This window comes from Streptomyces sp. SAS_272 (assembly GCF_052543235.1).
Genome location: NZ_JBMNDR010000034.1, coordinates 42,082 through 60,361 on the forward strand (window position 1 = coordinate 42,082; position 18,280 = coordinate 60,361).

The window sequence follows — 18,280 nt, forward strand, 5'->3', positions numbered from 1 at the left end:
CGCACTCTCCACCGACTCCAGCCCCCAGCCGCCGTCGCCTCGCGATGCGGTCGTCCGTGACGTCGTCGGCCCCGGGCGAATCAGTCGGCTCTCTCACGGTCGGGGCAGGCGTCAGACCCGGGCTTCAGGCACCGGCCCGGTGGTTCCGCGGACCACCAGTTTCGGCTCCAGTACAGCCTCCCGTGGGCTCACGCTCTCATTCTCCAGCCGCTCCACAGCGAAACGCACCGCGTGTTCCGCCATGAGGAGCGCATCTTGGCGCACGGTGGTCAGGCCTATGGGCATCAGGTGGGACAGATGGCTGTCGTCGTATCCGACCACCGACATGTCTCCGGGGACATCGACCCCCGCCCGCGTCAGGGCCATCAACAACCCCCAAGCGCAGCGGTCGTTGCCGGCGAGGACGGCGGTCGGCAACGGCTGCCCGCGGTCGCGCTCCGCCAGAAGCAGCTCCCCCGTCTCGATGCCCGACAGCTCGGTGTGGTCGCCGGGGAACACGCGGGCCTCGGATTCCAGCCCGTGGCGGCGCATCGCAGCCCGGTAGGCCCGCCTCCGTTCGGCCGAGCCCGGGCCCCGGCCGCCGTCTACGTGCACGATCCGGCGGTGCCCCAGTTCGACGAGGTGGTCCATGGCCTGTCGCACGCCCTTGCCTTCGGCCGAATGCACGAAGTCGACGTAGGCCTGGGGCACCTGGCGGCTGACCGAGACGGTGACGGCCCGGCGCCCGAGCTCGTTGAGATAGGCGGCCTCCGCGTCGGAGCCGAGCAGCAGCAGCGCCTCACAGCGGTGCCCGAGGAGCGCCTCGATCGCTTTGGTCTCCCCGCGGCTGTGCGTCGACGCCGAGAGCAGCACGTCGTAGCCGAGCCTCTCGGCCTCCGGGTAGATCGCCGCGATGAGGTCCGAGTGGAATGTCTGATGCACGGTGAACATCACGCCGAGTGTGCGGCTGCGGCCTCGGGCGAGCAGTCGGGCGGCGTTGTCCGGGTGGTAGCCGATCTCATCGGCCACGCGCAGGACGCGTTCGCGAGTTTCCGCACTCGCCCCGGGTTTCCCCCGGAAGATGATCGACACGAGTGCCCTGGACACGCCCGCCTTCGTGGCGACATCCGCCATCGTGGGCCGCTGCTTGGCCGATGCATTCACCTGTGATTTTCCCCTTCGACGGGCGTTCGCCCTGCGGCGGAGCGCGAAATCTCCCGGCAACAAGCTATTGACATGACATTTGGACAGGGCTCATCGTACTACCCAACTAGAGCGCACTAGTAGTGCGCGGCAGAACATTCTTGTCCCCTGCGGACCTCCCGGTGTCTCCGGGTGTCTCCGGAGTGAAGGGAAGACCGGCGATGCCGTTCGAAGTACTGACCATGGGCCGTGTGGGAGTGGACGTGTACCCGCTTCAGACAGGGGTGGGGCTGGCCGAGGTGACCTCGTTCGCCAAGTATCTGGGCGGGAGCCCGACGAATGTGGCGGTGGCCGCAGCCCGGTACGGCCGGTCGTCCGCGGTGGTCACGAAGACGGGGCGGGATCCGTTCGGCGCTTTCGTGCGGACCGCCCTGGAGGGGTACGGCGTGGACGCCCGCTTCGTAGGGGTGTCGGATGTGGCTCCGACGCCGGTCACCTTCTGCGAGATCTTCCCGCCGGACGATTTCCCGCTGTATTTCTACCGGCTCCCCAAGGCTCCTGACCTGGACATCAGCGCCCAGGAACTGGATCTGCCGGCGGTGCGCGAGGCTTCCGTGTTCTGGGTGACGGGAACCGGTCTCAGCGAGGAGCCGAGCCGTTCGGCCACGCTCGCAGCGCTGTCGCACCGCGGCAGGTCCGGGGTGACGGTCCTCGATCTGGACTGGCGGCCGATGTTCTGGGCCGAGCCCGCCGCCGCACGCAAGCTCTACGCCGAGGCACTGCGCTACGCGACGGTCGCGGTCGGCAACATCGACGAGTGCGAGGTGGCAACCGGAGAGCGTGAGCCGCGCGACGCGGCCAGGGCGCTCCTCGCTGCCGGAGTCGAACTGGCGGTGGTCAAGCAGGGCCCGAAGGGCGTGCTGGCCATGGGCCGGGACGGAGTGGCCGTGGAGGTCGCGCCGGTGCCGGTGAACGTCGTCAACGGCCTGGGCGCCGGTGACGCCTTCGGCGGGGCCCTGTGCCACGGACTGCTGTCGGGGTGGGACACGCACCGGGCGGTGTCCTTCGCCAACGCGGCCGGCGCGATCGTCGCGGGCCGGTTGTCCTGCTCCGATGCCATGCCCACCCGGTCCGAGGTCGAAGCCACGCTGCGTGAGGTGCCCCGTGCTGTCTGACAACGTCAACCACATCGTGACCACCCGGGTGGGCGACCCCGGAGCCATCGCGGCCGCCGCCGCCCGCCGGGTGAAGGCGACCTCCCTGTTCGGCGTGCACGGCAAGGCGATGATCATCGCCGCCGACCATCCGGCGCGCGGCGCCAACGGCGTCGGCAGCGACCCCCACGCCATGGCCGATCGCTTCGAACTCCTGGACAGGCTGTGCACCGCGCTCGAACGGCCGGGAGTGACAGGGGTGCTGGGCACCGCCGACATCCTGGAGGATCTGCTCCTGCTCGGGGTCCTCGACGGCAAGAGCGTCTTCGGCTCGATGAACCGGGCCGGCCTCGCGGGTTCGGTCTTCGAGATCGACGACCGCTTCACCGGCTACGACGCCGAGACGATCACCGCCATGGGTTTCGACGGCGGCAAGATGCTCACCCGTATCGCACTCGACGACCCGGCGACGCCTTCCGCCCTGGAGAACACCGCGCACGCCGCAGACGAGCTGAACGACCGTCGACTCATAGCCATGATCGAGCCGTTCCTCTCACGGTGGCAGGACGGCAGAATCCGCAACGACCTCACCACCGAAGCAGTCGTCACGTCCGTGACCATCGCTGCGGGACTCGGCCGGCGCACCGCCTATACCTGGCTGAAGCTGCCGGTCGTGGACGGCATGGAACGGGTGCTGTCCGCCTCGACACTGCCGACGCTTCTGCTGGGCGGTGAGGTCAAGGAGGCGGACGCGGCCTTCGCCTCATGGGGCAGGGCTCTCAAGCATCCGACCGCACAAGGCCTGGTGGTCGGGCGCTCCCTCCTCTACCCCTACGACGACGACGTCGCAGGCGCGGTGGACAGGGCGGTGAGCCTACTGTGAGCAGCGCCTTCCACCTGCCGAAGGGAACATCGGGCGACGGCTCCTACGACCTCGTGGTGACGCCGGAATCAGCGGGCTGGGGATACTCCGGCCTCAGAATCCTGACCCTGGAGCCCGGACCGGCGCATCCGCTGTCCACCGGTGATTCCGAGTTCCTGGTATTGCCCCTGACCGGCGGCTGCACGGTCACGGTCGACGGACAGAGCTTCCTGTTGGAGGGCCGGACGGGTGTGTTCGACTCGGTCACCGACTTCGCGTATCTGCCCCCCGGTTCGCAGGCCCTGATCAGCAGCACGTCGGGCGGAACGTTCGCGCTGCCCTCCGCCCGTGCCGGGCGCGGCGGCCTCCCCGCCCGGTACGGCCGCAAGGAGGACGTGGAGGTCGAGCTGCGGGGTGCGGGCGCATGCTCACGGCAGGTCGACAACTACTGCCTGCCGGGCCAGTTCGAGGCCGAGCAGTTGCTGGTGTGCGAGGTCCTCACTCCAGGCGGCAACTGGTCCTCGTACCCGCCGCACAAGCATGACGAGGACCGGCCCGGAGTCGAGTCCGCGCTCGAGGAGATCTACTACTTCGAGGTCTCGGGCGAGAACGGCTTCGGCTACCAGCGCGTCTACGGCACGCCCGAGCGGCCGATCGACGTGCTCGCCGAGGTCCGCTCCGGGGACACCGTCCTGATCCCGCACGGCTGGCACGGCCCGTCGATCGCCGCGCCCGGCTACGACCTCTACTACCTCAACGTCATGGCGGGTCCGGGACAGGACCGTGCCTGGCTGATCTGCGACGACCCCGCCCACGGCTGGGTCCGTGCCACCTGGGCCACGCAGGACATCGACGACCGGCTTCCGTTCGAAGGACCGAACGCGCAATGAACACCGTCCGACTCACCACCGCTCAGGCCCTCGTCCGCTTCCTCGCGAACCAGTACAGCGAACGCGACGGCCAGGAGCAGCGGCTGATCCCCGGGGTGTGGGGCATCTTCGGGCACGGGAACGTGGCCGGGATCGGGCAGGCACTGCTCCAAGCCGCCACCACCGGCGAAGCCGACCTGCCTTACTACCTGGCTCGCAACGAGCAGGGCATGGTCCACGCGTCCGTGGCCTACGCCAAGATGCGCGACAGACTGGCCGCCTTCGCCTGCACCGCCTCCACCGGTCCAGGCTCCACCAACATGCTCACCGGCGCCGCCCTGGCGACGACCAACCGGCTGCCGGTGCTGCTCCTGCCGTCCGACATGTTCGCCACCCGCGTCGCCGACCCGGTGCTCCAGCAGCTGGAAGACTCCCGCGCCGGGGACGTCACGGTCAACGACGCCTTCCGCGCCGTGTCCAAGTACTTCGACCGCGTCTCACGGCCCGAGCAGCTCATCCCGGCCGCACTGGCGGCCATGCGGGTGCTGACCGACCCGGTGGAAACGGGCGCCGTCACCCTCGCCCTGCCGCAGGACGTGCAGGCCGAGGCTTTCGACTGGCCGGTCCCCTTCTTCCGACGCCGGGTGTGGCACGTGGGCCGCCCGGTACCGGAGCCCGCTGCCGTGGAGCGGGCCGCACGGCTGCTGCGGAGTGCGCGGAGGCCGCTGATCGTGGTGGGAGGCGGGGCCGTGTACTCAGGTGCCGAAACCGCCCTGCGGGCCTTCGCCGAGGGCACCGGCATCCCGGTGGCCGACACCCACGCCGGCAAGGGCGCGGTTCCCTGGGACCATCCCTGCTCGGTCGGCGGCATCGGCTCCACCGGCTCCCACGCCGCGAACGAGCTGGCGAGGGAAGCCGACGTCGTCCTCGGCGTCGGCACCCGTTACAGCGACTTCACGACCGCCAGTCACACCGTCTTCGCCAACCCGGACGTCACCTTCGTCAACCTCAACGTCGCCCGACTCGACGCCGTCAAGCACTCTGCCGAGCCGCTCGTCGCCGACGCCCGCCTGGGTATCCAGACCCTGGCCGGGGCGCTGTCCGACTGGGAGGTCGGGGAGGCGTACCGGCGCCGCACGCGTGAGCTCGTCGCCCGAACACGGGAGATCGAGGACCGCTGCTTCGACATCGGCCACGGCCCGCTGCCGGCCCAGACGGAGATCCTGGGCGCGCTCAACGAGGTGCTGGACGACCGTGCGGTGGTCATCAATGCCGCAGGTTCGATGCCCGGCGATCTTCAGCAGCTGTGGCGGGCCCGCGACCCCAAGGCCTACCACGTCGAGTACGCCTACTCCTGCATGGGCTACGAGGTGGCCGCCGGCCTCGGCGCGAAGATGGCCGATCCCACGCGTGAAGTCGTCGTCCTCGTCGGTGACGGGTCCTACCTGATGATGGCCCAGGAGATCGTCACCATGGTCTCCGAAGGCCTGAAGGTCGTCATCGTCCTTGTCCAGAACCACGGCTTCGCCTCCATCGGCGCCCTCTCCGAATCACTGGGATCGCAGCGCTTCGGCACCAAGTACCGCTTCCGCGACGGCGACTCGGGCCACCTCGACGGCGACGTCCTGCCCGTCGACCTCGCGGCGAACGCCTCCTCCCTCGGCGCCGACGTCCTGCACGCCGTGTCCGTGGACGAGTTCCGTGCGGCCATGGAGAAGGCCAAAGCGGCCACCCGCACCACGGTCGTCCATGTCGAGACCGACCTCTACGGTCCGAACCCGCCCGGTCACGGCTGGTGGGACGTCCCCGTCAGCGAGGTGTCCGCCCTCGACACCACCCGTGCGGCCCGCGGCACCTACGTCACCCACAAGCAGACACAGCGTCACTACCTGTAAGGACACCTACCCGTGCATCTCATTCCCCACTGGATCGACGGCGCCGAGACCCGCGGCACCGACACGGCGCCGGTGTTCGCTCCGGCCACCGGCACTGAGCGCGCTCGCGTCTCGGTCGGAGGCGCCACCGAAGTCGACGCCGCCGTCACCGCCGCCGCAGCCGCTTTCGAGACATGGTCGGAGTCGTCCCTCACTCAGCGCACGCAGGTGATGTTCGCCTTCCGCCAGCTCCTTGTCGAGCACGAGGAGGAACTCGGCCGGATCATCTCCGCCGAGCACGGCAAGACCGTCGACGACGCCCGCGGCGAGATCACCCGCGGCCGTGAGATCGTCGAGTTCGCCTGCGGCCTCGGCGACGTGCTGAAGGGCAGCTTCTCCGACCAGGTCTCGCGCGGCGTCGACGTCCACAACTTCCGCCAGCCGCTCGGCGTCGTCGCCGGCATCACCCCGTTCAACTTCCCCGCCATGGTCCCGCTGTGGATGCACCCCATCGCCATCGCCACCGGCAACACCTTCATCCTGAAGCCGAGCGAACGCGACCCCTCCGCCGCGAACTTCGTCGCCGCGCTCTACCAGCAGGCCGGACTGCCCGACGGCGTCTTCAACGTGGTGCACGGAGGCAAGGACGCCGTCGACGCCGTCCTCGCCCATCCCGGCATCGAGGCGGTCTCCTTCGTCGGGTCGACCACGATCGCCAGGTACGTGCACGAACAGGCGACGTCGCACGGCAAGCGCGTCCAGGCACTCGGCGGCGCGAAGAACCACGCCGTGGTCCTGCCCGACGCCGACCTGGAGTTCGCCGCCGACCACATCACCGCAGGCGCCTACGGCTCCGCGGGAGAACGCTGCATGGCGCTCTCCGTCGCCGTCGCCGTCGGCGACGCCGCGGACCGACTGGTCGCGATCCTCGAAGGCAAGGCCCGGGAGGTCAACGTCGGTCCCGGCGACCGCCCCGGCACCGACATGGGTCCCCTCATCACCAGGGCCGCCCAGGAGCGCGTCGAGAACGCCGTGACCACCGCCCGTACGCAGGGCGCCACCGTCGTCGTGGACGGCCGCGGGCTGAAGGTCGACGGTCACGAAGGAGGCTTCTTCACCGGCCCCTCCCTCCTCGACCATGTCACCGCCGAGATGGACGCCTACAGGGAAGAGCTCTTCGGCCCGGTGCTCGCGATCGTCCGCGCCGAGACCCTCGACGAGGCGATCGACCTGATCAACGCCAACCCCTACGGCAACGGCACCGCGCTCTTCACCGCTTCCGGCGAGGCGGCCCGCCGCTTCCAGCGGGGCGTCAAGGTCGGAATGATCGGCATCAACGTCCCGGTGCCCGTCCCGATGTCCTACTACTCCTTCGGCGGCTGGAAGGACTCCCTCATCGGCGACCACCCCATCCACGGCGCCGAAGGCATCCGCTTCTACACCCGGCCCAAGGTCGTCACCACCCGCTGGCCCCAGCGCGCCCAGCGCACCGTCGCCGGCTTCGACTTCCCCACCTCCGACTGATTCGACGTCTCCCGTCCCTCACCGCAAAGGACTCACCATGGCAACGGCGCCATCCCCGCTCCGCACGACTGCGGGCAACCTGTGCCTGGGCTCGGCCCCCGACTCCTGGGGCGTCTGGTTCGCCGAGGACGACCATCAGGTTCCGCCCACGCGCTTCCTCGACGAGCTCGTGCTGGCCGGCTACGAGTGGCTCGAACTCGGCCCGTACGGCTACCTCCCCACTGATCCTCAGCGGCTCAAGGAGGAACTGGACGCTCGCGGGCTCCAGGTCTCCGGGGGCACCGCGTTCGGCGCGCTGCACCGGCCCGAGGCCTGGGACGAGATGCTCGCGCACGTCCGTCAGGTCGCCGCCCTGACCGCGGCCGCCGGCGCCCACCACCTCGTGCTCATCCCGCCGATGTACCGGGACGAGAAGAGCGGCGCGTACACCGAGTCGTCTGTGCTGACGGCCCCGCAGTGGGCAGGCTTCGGCCGGGCCGCCGACCGGCTGGGCAAGCTCCTGCTGGACGAGTACGACATCCGGCTCGTCGTCCATCCGCACGCCGACAGCCACATCCAGACCCAGCCGGAGATCGAGAGGCTGCTCAACGAGTCCGACAGCCGCTACACCAACCTCTGCCTCGACACCGGGCACGTCGCCTACGGCGGCGGCGACAACCTGGACCTGATCCGCCGGTACGGCGAGCGCGTCGGCTATGTACACATCAAGCAGATGGATCCGGAGATCCTCGCCCAGGTCGCAGCCGAGGAGCTGTCCTTCGGCGAGGCGGTCAGGCGCGGCGTCTGTGTGTCGCCTCCAGCGGGTGTGCCGAACCCGGCCGAAGTGGTGACGGAACTGGCGCGGCTCGACGCCGAGTTGTTCGTGATCGTCGAGCAGGACCTCTATCCGTGCGCCCCCGAGGTGCCGCTGCCCATCGCGGTCAGCACCCGTGAGCATCTGGCCGACTGCGGGCTGACAGAAACCCGCCGCCCGCACCGCCACCGGTAGGAGGTCCGCTATGCACGTCAGGGACGACGCGGCAACGGCTGCTGCGACCCCGGACGTCGACGACACGCCGAAGGCCGTGTCCCGTCGGCTGCGGCTCATCACCCTCATCGCCACCTTCGGCGGGCTGCTCTTCGGCTACGACACCGGCGTCATCAACGGCGCGCTGCCCTACATGACCGACGATCTGGGCCTGACACCTTTCACCGAGGGCCTGGTCACCAGCTCGCTCCTGCTCGGCGCGGCCCTCGGGGCCGTGGTCGGCGGGCGGATGTCGGACGCGCGCGGGCGTCGCCGTACGATCCTCGTCCTCGCCGTGGTGTTCTTCGTCGGGGCACTCGGCTGCACGTTCGCGCCGAGCACCGCGGTCATGGTCGGGGCGCGCTTCGTTCTCGGTCTCGCGGTCGGCGGCGCCTCGGTGACCGTGCCCGTGTACCTCGCGGAGATCTCGCCCGCCGAGCGGCGCGGCGCGCTGGTCACCCGCAACGAGCTGATGATCGTCAGCGGACAACTGCTGGCCTTCACCTCCAACGCGCTCATCGCCCGGGCCGGCGGCGAGTCCGGCGGCGTCTGGCGCTGGATGCTCGTCCTGGCCACCGTCCCGGCCGTGGTGCTCTGGTCCGGCATGCTGGTCATGCCCGAGAGCCCTCGCTGGCTCGCCTCCGGGACCCGCTTCGCGGAAGCACTCGCCGTGCTCAAGCAGGTGCGCTCCCGGCAGCGGGCCGAGGCCGAGCTGAGCGAGGTGTCCGCCCTCGCCGTGAGGGAAGAGCAGGAGAAGCTGGGCGGCCGGCAGGACATGAGGTCCACGCCCTGGGTGCGCCGGCTGATGCTCGTCGGCTTCGGCATCGCCATCGTGCAGCAGATCACCGGCGTCAACACGATCATGTACTACGGCACCCAGATCCTCACCGACGCCGGCTTCACGTCCGACGGCGCCCTCACGGCGAACATCGCCAACGGCGTCATCTCCGTCGCGGCGACCTTCGCCGGGATCTGGCTGCTGGGCCGGGCGGACCGACGCCCGATGCTGATGACCGGTCAGGCGGGCACCACCGTCGCGCTGTTGCTCATCGGGGTCTTCTCCGTGACGCTGCCCGCCGGCGACACGCGCGCCTACGCGGTGCTCGCCATGACAGTGACCTTCCTGGCGTTCCAGCAGGGCGCCATCTCACCGGTCACCTGGCTGATGCTCTCGGAGATCTTCCCCATGCGGATGCGCGGCTTCGGCATGGGCGTCGCCGCGGTGGTGCTGTGGCTGACCAACTTCCTGATCGGACTGGTCTTCCCGTCCCTCGTCGACGGCATCGGGGTGTCCAACACCTTCTTCCTGTTCGTGGTGGCGGGTCTCCTCTCCCTCGCCTTCGTCAAGCGGTACGTCCCCGAGACCCGAGGGCGCTCCCTCGAAGCCCTCGAAGCCGAACTCCGCTCCCGATACTCCTGACCGCTCTTTGCTTCTCCCCCCTTGCTCGAAGGAATCGACATGACCGTACGTGTAGGTGTCATCGGCACCGGAATGATCGGCCAGGACCACATACGACGCCTCACCGACGTCGTCACCGCGGCCACCGTCACCGCCGTGACCGACATCGACCGAGATCGCGCAGCCGAGGTGGCTGCTCCTCTGGGCGCCGCTGTCCTCCCGAGCGGAGCCGAACTCATCGCATCCGCAGAGGTGGACGCCGTCCTGGTCACCTCCTGGGGGCCCACCCACGCCGAGCACGTCCTGAACGCGATCGCCGCGGGCAAGCCCGTCTTCTGCGAGAAGCCGCTCGCCACCACCGCCGAGGACTGTCTGCGCATCGTCGAGGCCGAGCGCGCCCACGGCCGCAAGCTGGTCCAGGTCGGCTTCATGCGCCGCTACGACACCGGCTACCGGCAGATGAAGAAGGTCATCTCCTCCGGCTCCATCGGCGCCCCGCTGATCGTGCACTGCGCCCACCGCAACCCCGACGTACCGGAGGCGTACACCTCCGCGATGGCAGCCCAGGACACGGCCGTCCACGAGATCGACGTCCTGCGCTGGCTGCTGGACGACGAGATCGTCTCCGCTCAGGTGATCACCCCGCGCGCCACCGGCAACCGGTTCGCCCACCTGAAAGACCCACAACTGATGTACTTCGAGACCGCTCAGGGAATACGCATCGACCTCGAGGTCTTCGTCAACTGTCGTTACGGCTACGACATCCAGTGCGAGACAGTCGCCGAGGAGGGCCTCGTCCGACTGCCCGAGCCCGCCGCGGTCGGCGTCCGCACGGCCGGCGGTCACTCCACGGCCGTACTCCAGGACTGGAAGGACCGCTTCGCGGAAGCCTTCGACACGGAGTTCCGTGAGTGGATCGCCTCGGTGGCATCCGGGGGCGAGCCCACCGGCCCCTCAGCCTGGGACGGCTACGCCGCCACCGTCATCACCGACGCCGCCGTGCGCTCCCTGGAGGCCGGCGGAACGGTCGTCTCCGTCGACATCAAGCCCCGGCCCGCTCTCTACGGAGGCACAGCATGAAGATCGCCATCGACCCGTACATGTTCCGCGCCCTGCCCATCGAGGAGATGGTGCGCACCGTCGCCGAGCTGGGCTACGAGTACATCGAGTTGTCGCCCCGCGACGACTTCATGCCGTTCTTCCTGCATCCGCGGGCGGACGACGAACGGATCGCACAGCTGAAGACCTCGTTGCGCACGCACGGCGTACAGCTCGCCTCCGTTCTCCCCCTCTACAAGTGGTCCTCGCCCGACGAGGCCGAGCGGCAGGCCTCCGTGCGCTACTGGAAGCGGATGATCCAGATCACGGCCGCCCTGGGATGCCCGTTGATGAACTCCGAGTTCAACGGACGACCCGAACGCGCCGCCGAGAGCGAGGCCTCGTTCTGGCGCTCGATGGAGGAACTGCTGCCCGTCTTCGAGCGGGAGGGCATCTCGCTCAACCTGGAGGCGCACCCGGACGACTTCTGCGAGGAGAACACTCCGGCAGTCGACCTGGTGCGGGCCGTCAACAAGCCCTGGGTGAACTACCTGTACTGCGCCCCGCACTCCTTCCATCTCTCCGGCGCCGACCCGACCGCGGACATCGCGGCGATGATGCGCTACGCCGGCGACAAGCTGCAACACGTGCACATCGCCGACTCCTTCAACCACAAGGGGTCCTCAGGTCTGCGCTACATCCTCAACCCGCCGGGCACCACCGCCCGGATCCACCAGCACCTCGACATCGGCCAGGGCGAGGTGGACTGGGACGCCTTCTTCGGCACCCTGCGTGAGCTGGACTTCGACGGGGTCGCCACCGCCTGCGTCTTCGCCTGGGAGGAGCGCGCTCATGATTCCTCCGCGTTCATGCTGGACCGCATCACCAAGGAACTGACCGGCTGACAGCCGCTTCCGACTGTCCTCGGGGCTGCGGAGCGACGCCCCTGCGCCGCGGCCCCGGCGGCTCCACGCAACGGACCGAGAACTATGTCGATACGTCCGGACAAGCTTATTGACACCCTCTGCGGCTGAGGCCATAGTACGAGCTACTAGAGCGCGCTACTCAAGCGCACTAGTACGAGGCGACAGGCGGTTCGCACCACGACCGCCGCACACGCTCCCGCGCCCCCGGGGCGCGGAACGCGCCTCCTCCGCCAGCACCATGACGGCAGGACCCGGGACACATCACCCGATCACCGTCGCGGACCGCCGGCCCGGATCTCCACCACGAAAACAGCCGTCACCGGACCGCTCCGCCACCAACGGCCGAACCCACCGGCCCGGCCACCCCCGAAGCGGTTCACAGCCATCCGGCACAAGCCATTGGCCATCCTGACCAGCACAGTGAGGTGCAAGGGACATGCACAGACACCACCGAGCCACCACCCTGGCCGTAGTCGCCGTCACCGGCGTCCTGCTCGCCACCGGCTGCTCCAGCAGCTCCGGAGGCAAGAAGTCCGAGGAAGGCACATCCGCGGCCGCTGCGGGCAAGGCCACGACCCCCCGGATGACCGTCGCCCTGGTCACCCACGCCGCCCCCGGCGACACGTTCTGGGACCTCATCCGCAAGGGCGCCGAAGCCGCCGCCGCGAAGGACAACATCAAGCTCGTCTACTCCAGCGACCCCAGCGCCGGCAACCAGGCCAACCTCGTGCAGAACGCCATCGACCAGAAGGTCGACGGCATCGCACTCACCGCCGCGAAGCCCGACGCCATGAAGGACGTGATCGCCAAGGCGAAAGCGGCGGGCATCCCGGTCGTCGGCTTCAACTCCGGCGTCGATGACTGGAAGAAGCTCGGCATGCTCGAATACTTCGGCCAGGACGAGAACATCGCCGGCCAGGCCTTCGGCGAACGGCTCAACCAGTTGGGCGCGAAGCACGCCCTGTGCGTCATCCAGGAACAGGGTCAGGTGGCTCTGGAAGCCCGTTGCGCCGGTCTGAAGAAGGGGTTCAGCGGCAAGACCGACATCCTCTACGTCAACGGCACCGACATGCCCTCCGTGAAGTCGACGATCACCGCCAAGCTCAAGGCGGACTCCTCCATCGACCAGGTGGTCACCCTCGGCGCCCCGTTCGCGCTGACGGCCGTGCAGTCACTGTCCGACGCGGGCACGAAGGCCAAGGTCGCGACCTTCGACCTCAACAAGGACCTCGTCAAGGCCGTCCAGAACGGCACGGTCGAGTTCGCCGTCGACCAGCAGCCCTACCTCCAGGGCTACCTCTCCGTCGACGCCCTGTGGCTCTACAGGACCAACGGCAACGTCAGCGGAGGCGGCGAGGCTCCCGTGCTCACCGGGCCCGCCTTCATCACCAAGGACAACGCGGACGCAGTCGCCGGCTTCGCCGCGAAGGGCACCCGGTGATGAGCATGACCCACCAGGCCGAGCCGGCGGTGACCACACCGCCGGCCCCCGGCCCGCAGCAGACCGACGGCCGGACCGGGCAACGCTCCCTGATCGTGTCGCTGTTGGCCCGCCCCGAGGTCGGGGTCTTCCTCGGCGCCATGGCCGTCTACCTGTTCTTCCTCGTCTCCGCGCCCGCGGTGCGTGACGGCAGTTCGATGGCGAACATCCTCTACCAGTCGTCGACCATCGGGATCATGGCGTTGCCGGTGGCGCTGCTGATGATCGGCGGCGAGTTCGATCTGTCGGCCGGTGTCGCGGTGATCGCCTCGGCGCTCACCGCGTCCATGCTCAGCTACCAGCTGAGTGCGAACGTGTGGGTGGGGGTGATCGTCGCCCTGGCGGTGTCTCTGGGTGTGGGTTTCCTCAACGGCTGGCTGGTGGTCAGGACCGGGCTGCCGAGCTTCCTGATCACCCTGGGCACGTTCCTCATACTCCAGGGCGTCAACCTCGCGGTGACGAAGCTGGTGACCACCAACGTGGCGACCGACGACATCAGCGACATGGACGGCTTCGGCCAGGCGAAGAAGGTCTTCGCCTCGTCCTTCGACGTCGGCGGCGTGCAGGTCAAGATCACCATCGTGTACTGGCTGGTGTTCGCGGCGCTGGCGACCTGGATCCTGCTGCGCACGAAGTACGGCAACTGGATCTTCGCGGTCGGCGGCAACAAGCAGAGCGCCCGCGCGGTCGGCGTGCCGGTGACCTTCACGAAGATCTCCCTCTTCATGCTGGTCGGCTTCGGCGCCTGGTTCGTCGGCATGCACCAGCTGTTCACGTTCAACACCGTCCAGTCCGGCGAGGGCGTCGGCCAGGAGCTGATCTACATCTCCGCGGCCGTGATCGGCGGCTGTCTGCTGACCGGCGGCGCCGGCAGCGCCATCGGCCCGGTCTTCGGCGCGTTCATGTTCGGCATGGTGCAGCAGGGCATCGTCTACGCGGGCTGGAATCCCGACTGGTTCAAGGCCTTCCTCGGCGTGATGCTCCTCGGCGCCGTCCTCATCAATCTGTGGGTCCAGCGCACGGCCACCCGGAGGTGACCCCCATGACCACCGACGGAACCGGCACGCACGGCGCCGTCCTCGCGGACACGGCCCCCGAGAGCGGTGACAGTCCACTCGTCGAACTACGCAACGCCGGCAAGTCCTACGGCAACATCCGTGCCCTGCACGGCGTGGATCTCGCCGTCCGCCCGGGCCAGGTGACCTGTGTCCTCGGCGACAACGGCGCCGGCAAGTCCACCCTCATCAAGATCGTCTCCGGCCTGCACCGGCACACCGAGGGCGAATTCCTCGTCGACGGGCGCCCCGTACACTTCTCCACACCCCGCGAAGCCCTCGACAAGGGCATCGCCACCGTCTACCAGGACCTCGCCACCGTGCCCCTGATGCCGGTCTGGCGCAACTTCTTCCTCGGCTCCGAACTCACCAAGGGCCCCTGGCCCGTGCGCCGCCTCGACATCGAGAAGATGAAGAAGACCGCCGACCAGGAACTGCGCAACATGGGCATCGTCCTCGACGACCTCGAACAGCCCATCGGCACGCTCTCCGGCGGCCAGCGCCAGTGCGTCGCCATCGCCCGCGCCGTCCACTTCGGCGCACGGGTGCTGATCCTGGACGAGCCCACCGCCGCCCTCGGCGTCAAGCAGTCCGGTGTGGTCCTGAAGTACATCGCCGCCGCCCGCGACCGCGGCCTCGGCGTCATCTTCATCACCCACAACCCGCACCACGCCTACATGGTCGGCGACCACTTCAGCGTCCTGCGCCTGGGCACCATGGAGCTCACCGCCTCCCGCGACCAGGTCAGCCTCGAAGAACTCACCAACCACATGGCCGGCGGCACCGAACTCGCAGCACTGAAACACGAGTTGGCCCAAGTGCGCGGGGTGGACGTGAACGAGCTCCCGAAGGAGAAGGACCTCACCCGGTCAGGAACGGCGTAAGGTCCGTCCGGACTTCGAATGATGTGAAATGACAGCGGTCGGCGAAGGCCGCGCCTGGCGGCTTGTCGTGCCAGGCCCCCGCACCTGAGCGGACACCGGAGCCGACAGCGCACGCCGAGCTGGCCGAACTGGCGCCGCCGACGCCGAGCAGCCGAACGCCACTGTCACTGCATACGGCGTTGTCGCACGATCGAGGGGCGGTCTCCGTGAGACCGCCCCCGAGTGTTCGGAGTCCCGCTGCACTCGCGCCTCCTGCCGAAAGGGCAGACAGCGTCCGTCCCTCGAAGTGGTGTAGCCGTTCTCAGCCGATATGCGCCCCGGATCGGCCACCGCGTCGCCCCTGGAGGACCGCAGGCCCATGGCGGGGCTACCCGCAGCGTCGACGGCCTGGTCAAAGCCCTCGGTTCGGACGCCGGCGTCTCCAAGTGCGGGGCCTCCCGGATCTGCGGCGACCTCGACGGAAGGCTCGCCGTCGTCATCGTCACCCGCCTCACCAGCCTCACCGGCCACGCGGCCCGAACGGGGTCCGCCTCCTCGTCTGCGACCAGCGCCTCGGCCTGCCTGGTCGCCGCCATCGGCAACGTCCATATCTGAGCCGCCCCCAGCGCTGCCGCGTGCATTTCGTCCGCAACGTCTTCTCGGTGATCCCGAAGCAGCGCGCCGAGACGGCCGCCGAGCGGCGACAGGTCCATGGGCCTGGCTCGACGTTGACTGGTGCCGGTCGGGAAAGGCTCTATCGCTCAGCCGGTCTGCCGCGCAGCCCGCCGCAAGGCGTCCGACACGGTGAGGAAGAGGACGGCGTCCGGCACGCCCGATACCGGCTCCCGGACCGGCTTACGCTCACCGGTGACCACTACGCAGACGGTCGATCCCATCAGCTCCACCTCGCTGATCCTCTTCCAGTCGAGGACAGTTCCCGCGTGCTCGAGTCCGGCCAGGCTCACCGTGAACGGCCCGAACGCCACTCGCCCCCCGGTCTCCAACAACTCGGCGAGTTCGGCCATTCGAGCCGTGGCATCCTCTTCCGCGATCCGGTTCTGGACCGCGGACCAGCCGTTCGCGATCAGGGAGCCGATTTCCTGCGCGCCGGGCGTGTCACCCGACACCATGAAGTTGCCGACCGGCATCTGTACGTACACGGAATGAGTGGTGGACATTTTGACCCCGTTGCGTACGAGGTCCGTCGCGTGTCGCTGACATCCGGTGATCTCGTCCCAGGCGCCTGCGATCGGTGGCTGCGAACCGTACTGGTAGACGACGCCGTTCTCGAAAACGGCACACCAAGCGACAGGTCTGAACCGTGCCGCCAACGGGACGGAGATCGCCCCGAGGAAGGTACACCCGCCGAGGATGATGAAGAGGATCGCGTTCGTCCACTCACTCTCACCACTGATGACGAAGACCATCATCACGCAGAACGCCGTGACCAGGAGGAGCATGAACGAGCCCCACCAGGCCACCGAACTGGTCTTTGAGCGAAACGCGTATCGGGCGGCGCCCAACTGCCGCCGCGCCGCCGCGCCCGGCACGGTCGCCGGAATCTCGTCCCAAAGGTTTCTGGCCGCCATCATCACTCCCACCGCGCACTGCTGTGCCGCAACAGGCCTGTCAACAAGGTGAGTTGACGATCCCGAATGTCATCGCAATGCTAGAGTGTCTGGCTGAAATCCGGTAGACGAATGTGGTCTCTCGGGGCGGACAGTGCCCATGACCCAGCCGCCGGTCGGGCTCCGGTGACGGGGGACGTGTCGTACGCTCTCCCGCTGTTGGCCGACGCAGCTTGGAGCGTGTTCATGGAGAAGCCCGACGACCGCATCGCCTCCGTCCTGCGCTTCGCCGCTGAACTCGTCGCCTGGGTGACCACTGCGTGGGCCTTGTCCACGTACTCATGGCTGCTCGCCGTCGCGGCTGTGGTGATACTGGTCGGCTTGCCGACCGTTTTCTCCACCCCCGGGGACAAGAAACAGGTGATCGTTCCCGTTCCCGGCGCGGTCACCGTCCTGCTGGTGCTGCTCCAGCTCGCCGCTGCCACGATCGCCGCGTGGGCGGTATGGCCCGCCTACGCGGCAGTTCTGGTGTCCCTCCTCGTGGCCACCACCCTCGTCACGGAGCGCCGACGCTGGCAGTGGCTGCTCTCCACGGCCCGACACGACGGCTGAGTGGCGACCGGCGCACACTGCCGACAGCGAGAGCGGCGTGACACGGTTCGGGTGCCGGTCCCGCCCTCTCCACCGGTTCTTCCTCGGGACCGGGCCCGTGACCGGGCACCTGCCACCTGCCACCTGCGGTGAAGTGCCATGTGCCCGGCGGGCGATGGCCGCCGGGCACATCACCAGGGCACCACGCCGGCGTCTTCGAAGAACTCGCCGGTCGGGCCGTCGTCAGGCAAGGTCGCGAGTTTGATGGCGATCGCCGCGCCCTGTTCGGGGCTGCGCACACCGCGGAAGCCGTTGAGATCGGTCGCGACGTAGCCGGGGCAGCCGGCGTTGATCAGGATGTTCGTCCCGCTCAGTTCCCGGGCGTACTGGAGGGTGACAGCATTCAGGAACGTCTTCGACGGCGCGTACGCCACAGCTATCGGACCCGTCCTCTGCTCAGCAGCTGGTCCTGACTGCCGGGTGAGGGAGCCGACCGAGCTGGACATGTTCACGATCCGTGGTGACGCTGAGCGGCGCAGCAGCGGCATCATCGCGTTGGTGACGCGGACGACGCCTATCACGTTGGTCTCCACGACCGTCCGGATGGTGGCGGGATCGACTCGGGTGGGCTCCTGCGGCATGCCGCCGGTGATGGCGGCGTTGTTGACGAGCACGTCGAGGCGGCCGTCCTGTTCCTCGATCAGCCGTGCGGCGGCGGTCGCGCTCGCATCGTCGGTCACGTCCAGCGGTACGCCGAACGCGTCGATGCCCGCTGCGCGCAGTCTTTCCACCGCGGCCTTACGGCGCTGGTCGTCGCGGGCGCCGACGCCGACGCTCCAGCCGAGGGCTCCCAGGCCCACAGCGATCTCGTAGCCAATTCCCTTGTTCGCGCCGGTGACCAGCGCAATCGTCCGTTCGTTCATAGGGACGATGCTGCCGCTGAGCCCGG

The 18,280-nt window shown here is 68.8% G+C and carries 16 protein-coding genes and 1 pseudogene; 14 read left to right on the forward strand and 3 right to left on the reverse strand.

Annotation, left to right across the window (positions count from 1 at the left end):
* Nucleotides 1-111: 111 nt before the first annotated feature.
* Nucleotides 112-1,113, reverse strand: coding sequence for a LacI family DNA-binding transcriptional regulator (locus ACN6LD_RS20330; RefSeq protein WP_445043912.1), 1,002 nt, complete (start codon nt 1,111-1,113; stop codon nt 112-114).
* A 230-nt stretch (nt 1,114-1,343) separates the two neighbouring features.
* On the opposite strand from ACN6LD_RS20330, the gene iolC reads away from it, so the two are divergent.
* The 13 genes and pseudogenes from iolC to ACN6LD_RS20395 all read left to right on the forward strand — a co-directional run.
* Nucleotides 1,344-2,297 (forward strand): 5-dehydro-2-deoxygluconokinase, encoded by a 954-nt coding sequence (gene iolC / locus ACN6LD_RS20335; RefSeq protein WP_319191981.1) that lies wholly within the window; start codon nt 1,344-1,346, stop codon nt 2,295-2,297.
* Nucleotides 2,287-3,159, forward strand: a complete 873-nt coding sequence (locus tag ACN6LD_RS20340) for a Cgl0159 family (beta/alpha)8-fold protein (protein WP_445043913.1) — start codon at nt 2,287-2,289, stop codon at nt 3,157-3,159. Before iolC ends, ACN6LD_RS20340 begins: the two co-directional genes overlap by 11 nt.
* A complete protein-coding gene (gene iolB, locus ACN6LD_RS20345) occupies nt 3,156-4,028 on the forward strand; it encodes a 5-deoxy-glucuronate isomerase (RefSeq protein WP_445043914.1) in 873 nt (290 codons plus the stop codon). Before ACN6LD_RS20340 ends, iolB begins: the two co-directional genes overlap by 4 nt.
* Complete coding sequence (gene iolD, locus ACN6LD_RS20350) at nt 4,025-5,902, forward strand: 3D-(3,5/4)-trihydroxycyclohexane-1,2-dione acylhydrolase (decyclizing) (RefSeq protein WP_445043915.1); 1,878 nt, start codon at nt 4,025-4,027, stop codon at nt 5,900-5,902. Before iolB ends, iolD begins: the two co-directional genes overlap by 4 nt.
* A gap of 12 nt (nt 5,903-5,914) precedes the next feature.
* Complete coding sequence (locus ACN6LD_RS20355; RefSeq protein ID WP_319191987.1) at nt 5,915-7,405, forward strand: CoA-acylating methylmalonate-semialdehyde dehydrogenase; 1,491 nt, start codon at nt 5,915-5,917, stop codon at nt 7,403-7,405.
* A gap of 37 nt (nt 7,406-7,442) precedes the next feature.
* Nucleotides 7,443-8,393, forward strand: a complete 951-nt coding sequence (locus ACN6LD_RS20360) for a TIM barrel protein (protein WP_445043916.1) — start codon at nt 7,443-7,445, stop codon at nt 8,391-8,393.
* Nucleotides 8,394-8,403: 10 nt separating this feature from the next.
* Complete coding sequence (locus ACN6LD_RS20365) at nt 8,404-9,831, forward strand: sugar porter family MFS transporter (RefSeq protein ID WP_445043917.1); 1,428 nt, start codon at nt 8,404-8,406, stop codon at nt 9,829-9,831.
* Between the two features lie 39 nt (nt 9,832-9,870).
* Entirely contained in the window at nt 9,871-10,890 is a 1,020-nt protein-coding gene (locus ACN6LD_RS20370; protein WP_319191989.1) for a Gfo/Idh/MocA family oxidoreductase, read from the forward strand.
* Nucleotides 10,887-11,753, forward strand: a complete 867-nt coding sequence (locus tag ACN6LD_RS20375) for a sugar phosphate isomerase/epimerase family protein (protein ID WP_319191990.1) — start codon at nt 10,887-10,889, stop codon at nt 11,751-11,753. The genes ACN6LD_RS20370 and ACN6LD_RS20375 overlap by 4 nt, the downstream gene beginning before the upstream one ends.
* Before the next feature lie 457 nt (nt 11,754-12,210).
* Nucleotides 12,211-13,215, forward strand: a complete 1,005-nt coding sequence (locus ACN6LD_RS20380) for a sugar ABC transporter substrate-binding protein (RefSeq protein ID WP_319191992.1) — start codon at nt 12,211-12,213, stop codon at nt 13,213-13,215.
* Nucleotides 13,215-14,291 carry an ABC transporter permease gene (locus ACN6LD_RS20385; protein WP_319191993.1) on the forward strand — a complete coding sequence of 359 codons (1,077 nt, stop codon included), beginning with the start codon at nt 13,215-13,217 and terminating at the stop codon, nt 14,289-14,291. Before ACN6LD_RS20380 ends, ACN6LD_RS20385 begins: the two co-directional genes overlap by 1 nt.
* A gap of 5 nt (nt 14,292-14,296) precedes the next feature.
* A complete protein-coding gene (locus tag ACN6LD_RS20390) occupies nt 14,297-15,193 on the forward strand; it encodes an ATP-binding cassette domain-containing protein (protein ID WP_445043918.1) in 897 nt (298 codons plus the stop codon).
* Between the two features lie 425 nt (nt 15,194-15,618).
* Nucleotides 15,619-15,810: pseudogene (locus tag ACN6LD_RS20395) on the forward strand (hypothetical protein); the annotation flags it as partial.
* Nucleotides 15,811-15,933: 123 nt separating this feature from the next.
* Here the strand turns inward: ACN6LD_RS20395 and ACN6LD_RS20400 are convergent.
* Entirely contained in the window at nt 15,934-16,764 is an 831-nt protein-coding gene (locus ACN6LD_RS20400) for a DUF6585 family protein (RefSeq protein WP_445043939.1), read from the reverse strand.
* Nucleotides 16,765-16,986: 222 nt separating this feature from the next.
* Between ACN6LD_RS20400 and ACN6LD_RS20405 the strand changes: the two genes are divergently transcribed.
* Entirely contained in the window at nt 16,987-17,352 is a 366-nt protein-coding gene (locus tag ACN6LD_RS20405; RefSeq protein WP_319191999.1) for a hypothetical protein, read from the forward strand.
* Between the two features lie 170 nt (nt 17,353-17,522).
* Here ACN6LD_RS20405 and ACN6LD_RS20410 read toward each other — a convergent pair whose 3' ends face one another.
* Nucleotides 17,523-18,254, reverse strand: a complete 732-nt coding sequence (locus ACN6LD_RS20410) for an SDR family NAD(P)-dependent oxidoreductase (RefSeq protein WP_445043919.1) — start codon at nt 18,252-18,254, stop codon at nt 17,523-17,525.
* Nucleotides 18,255-18,280 lie beyond the last annotated feature (26 nt).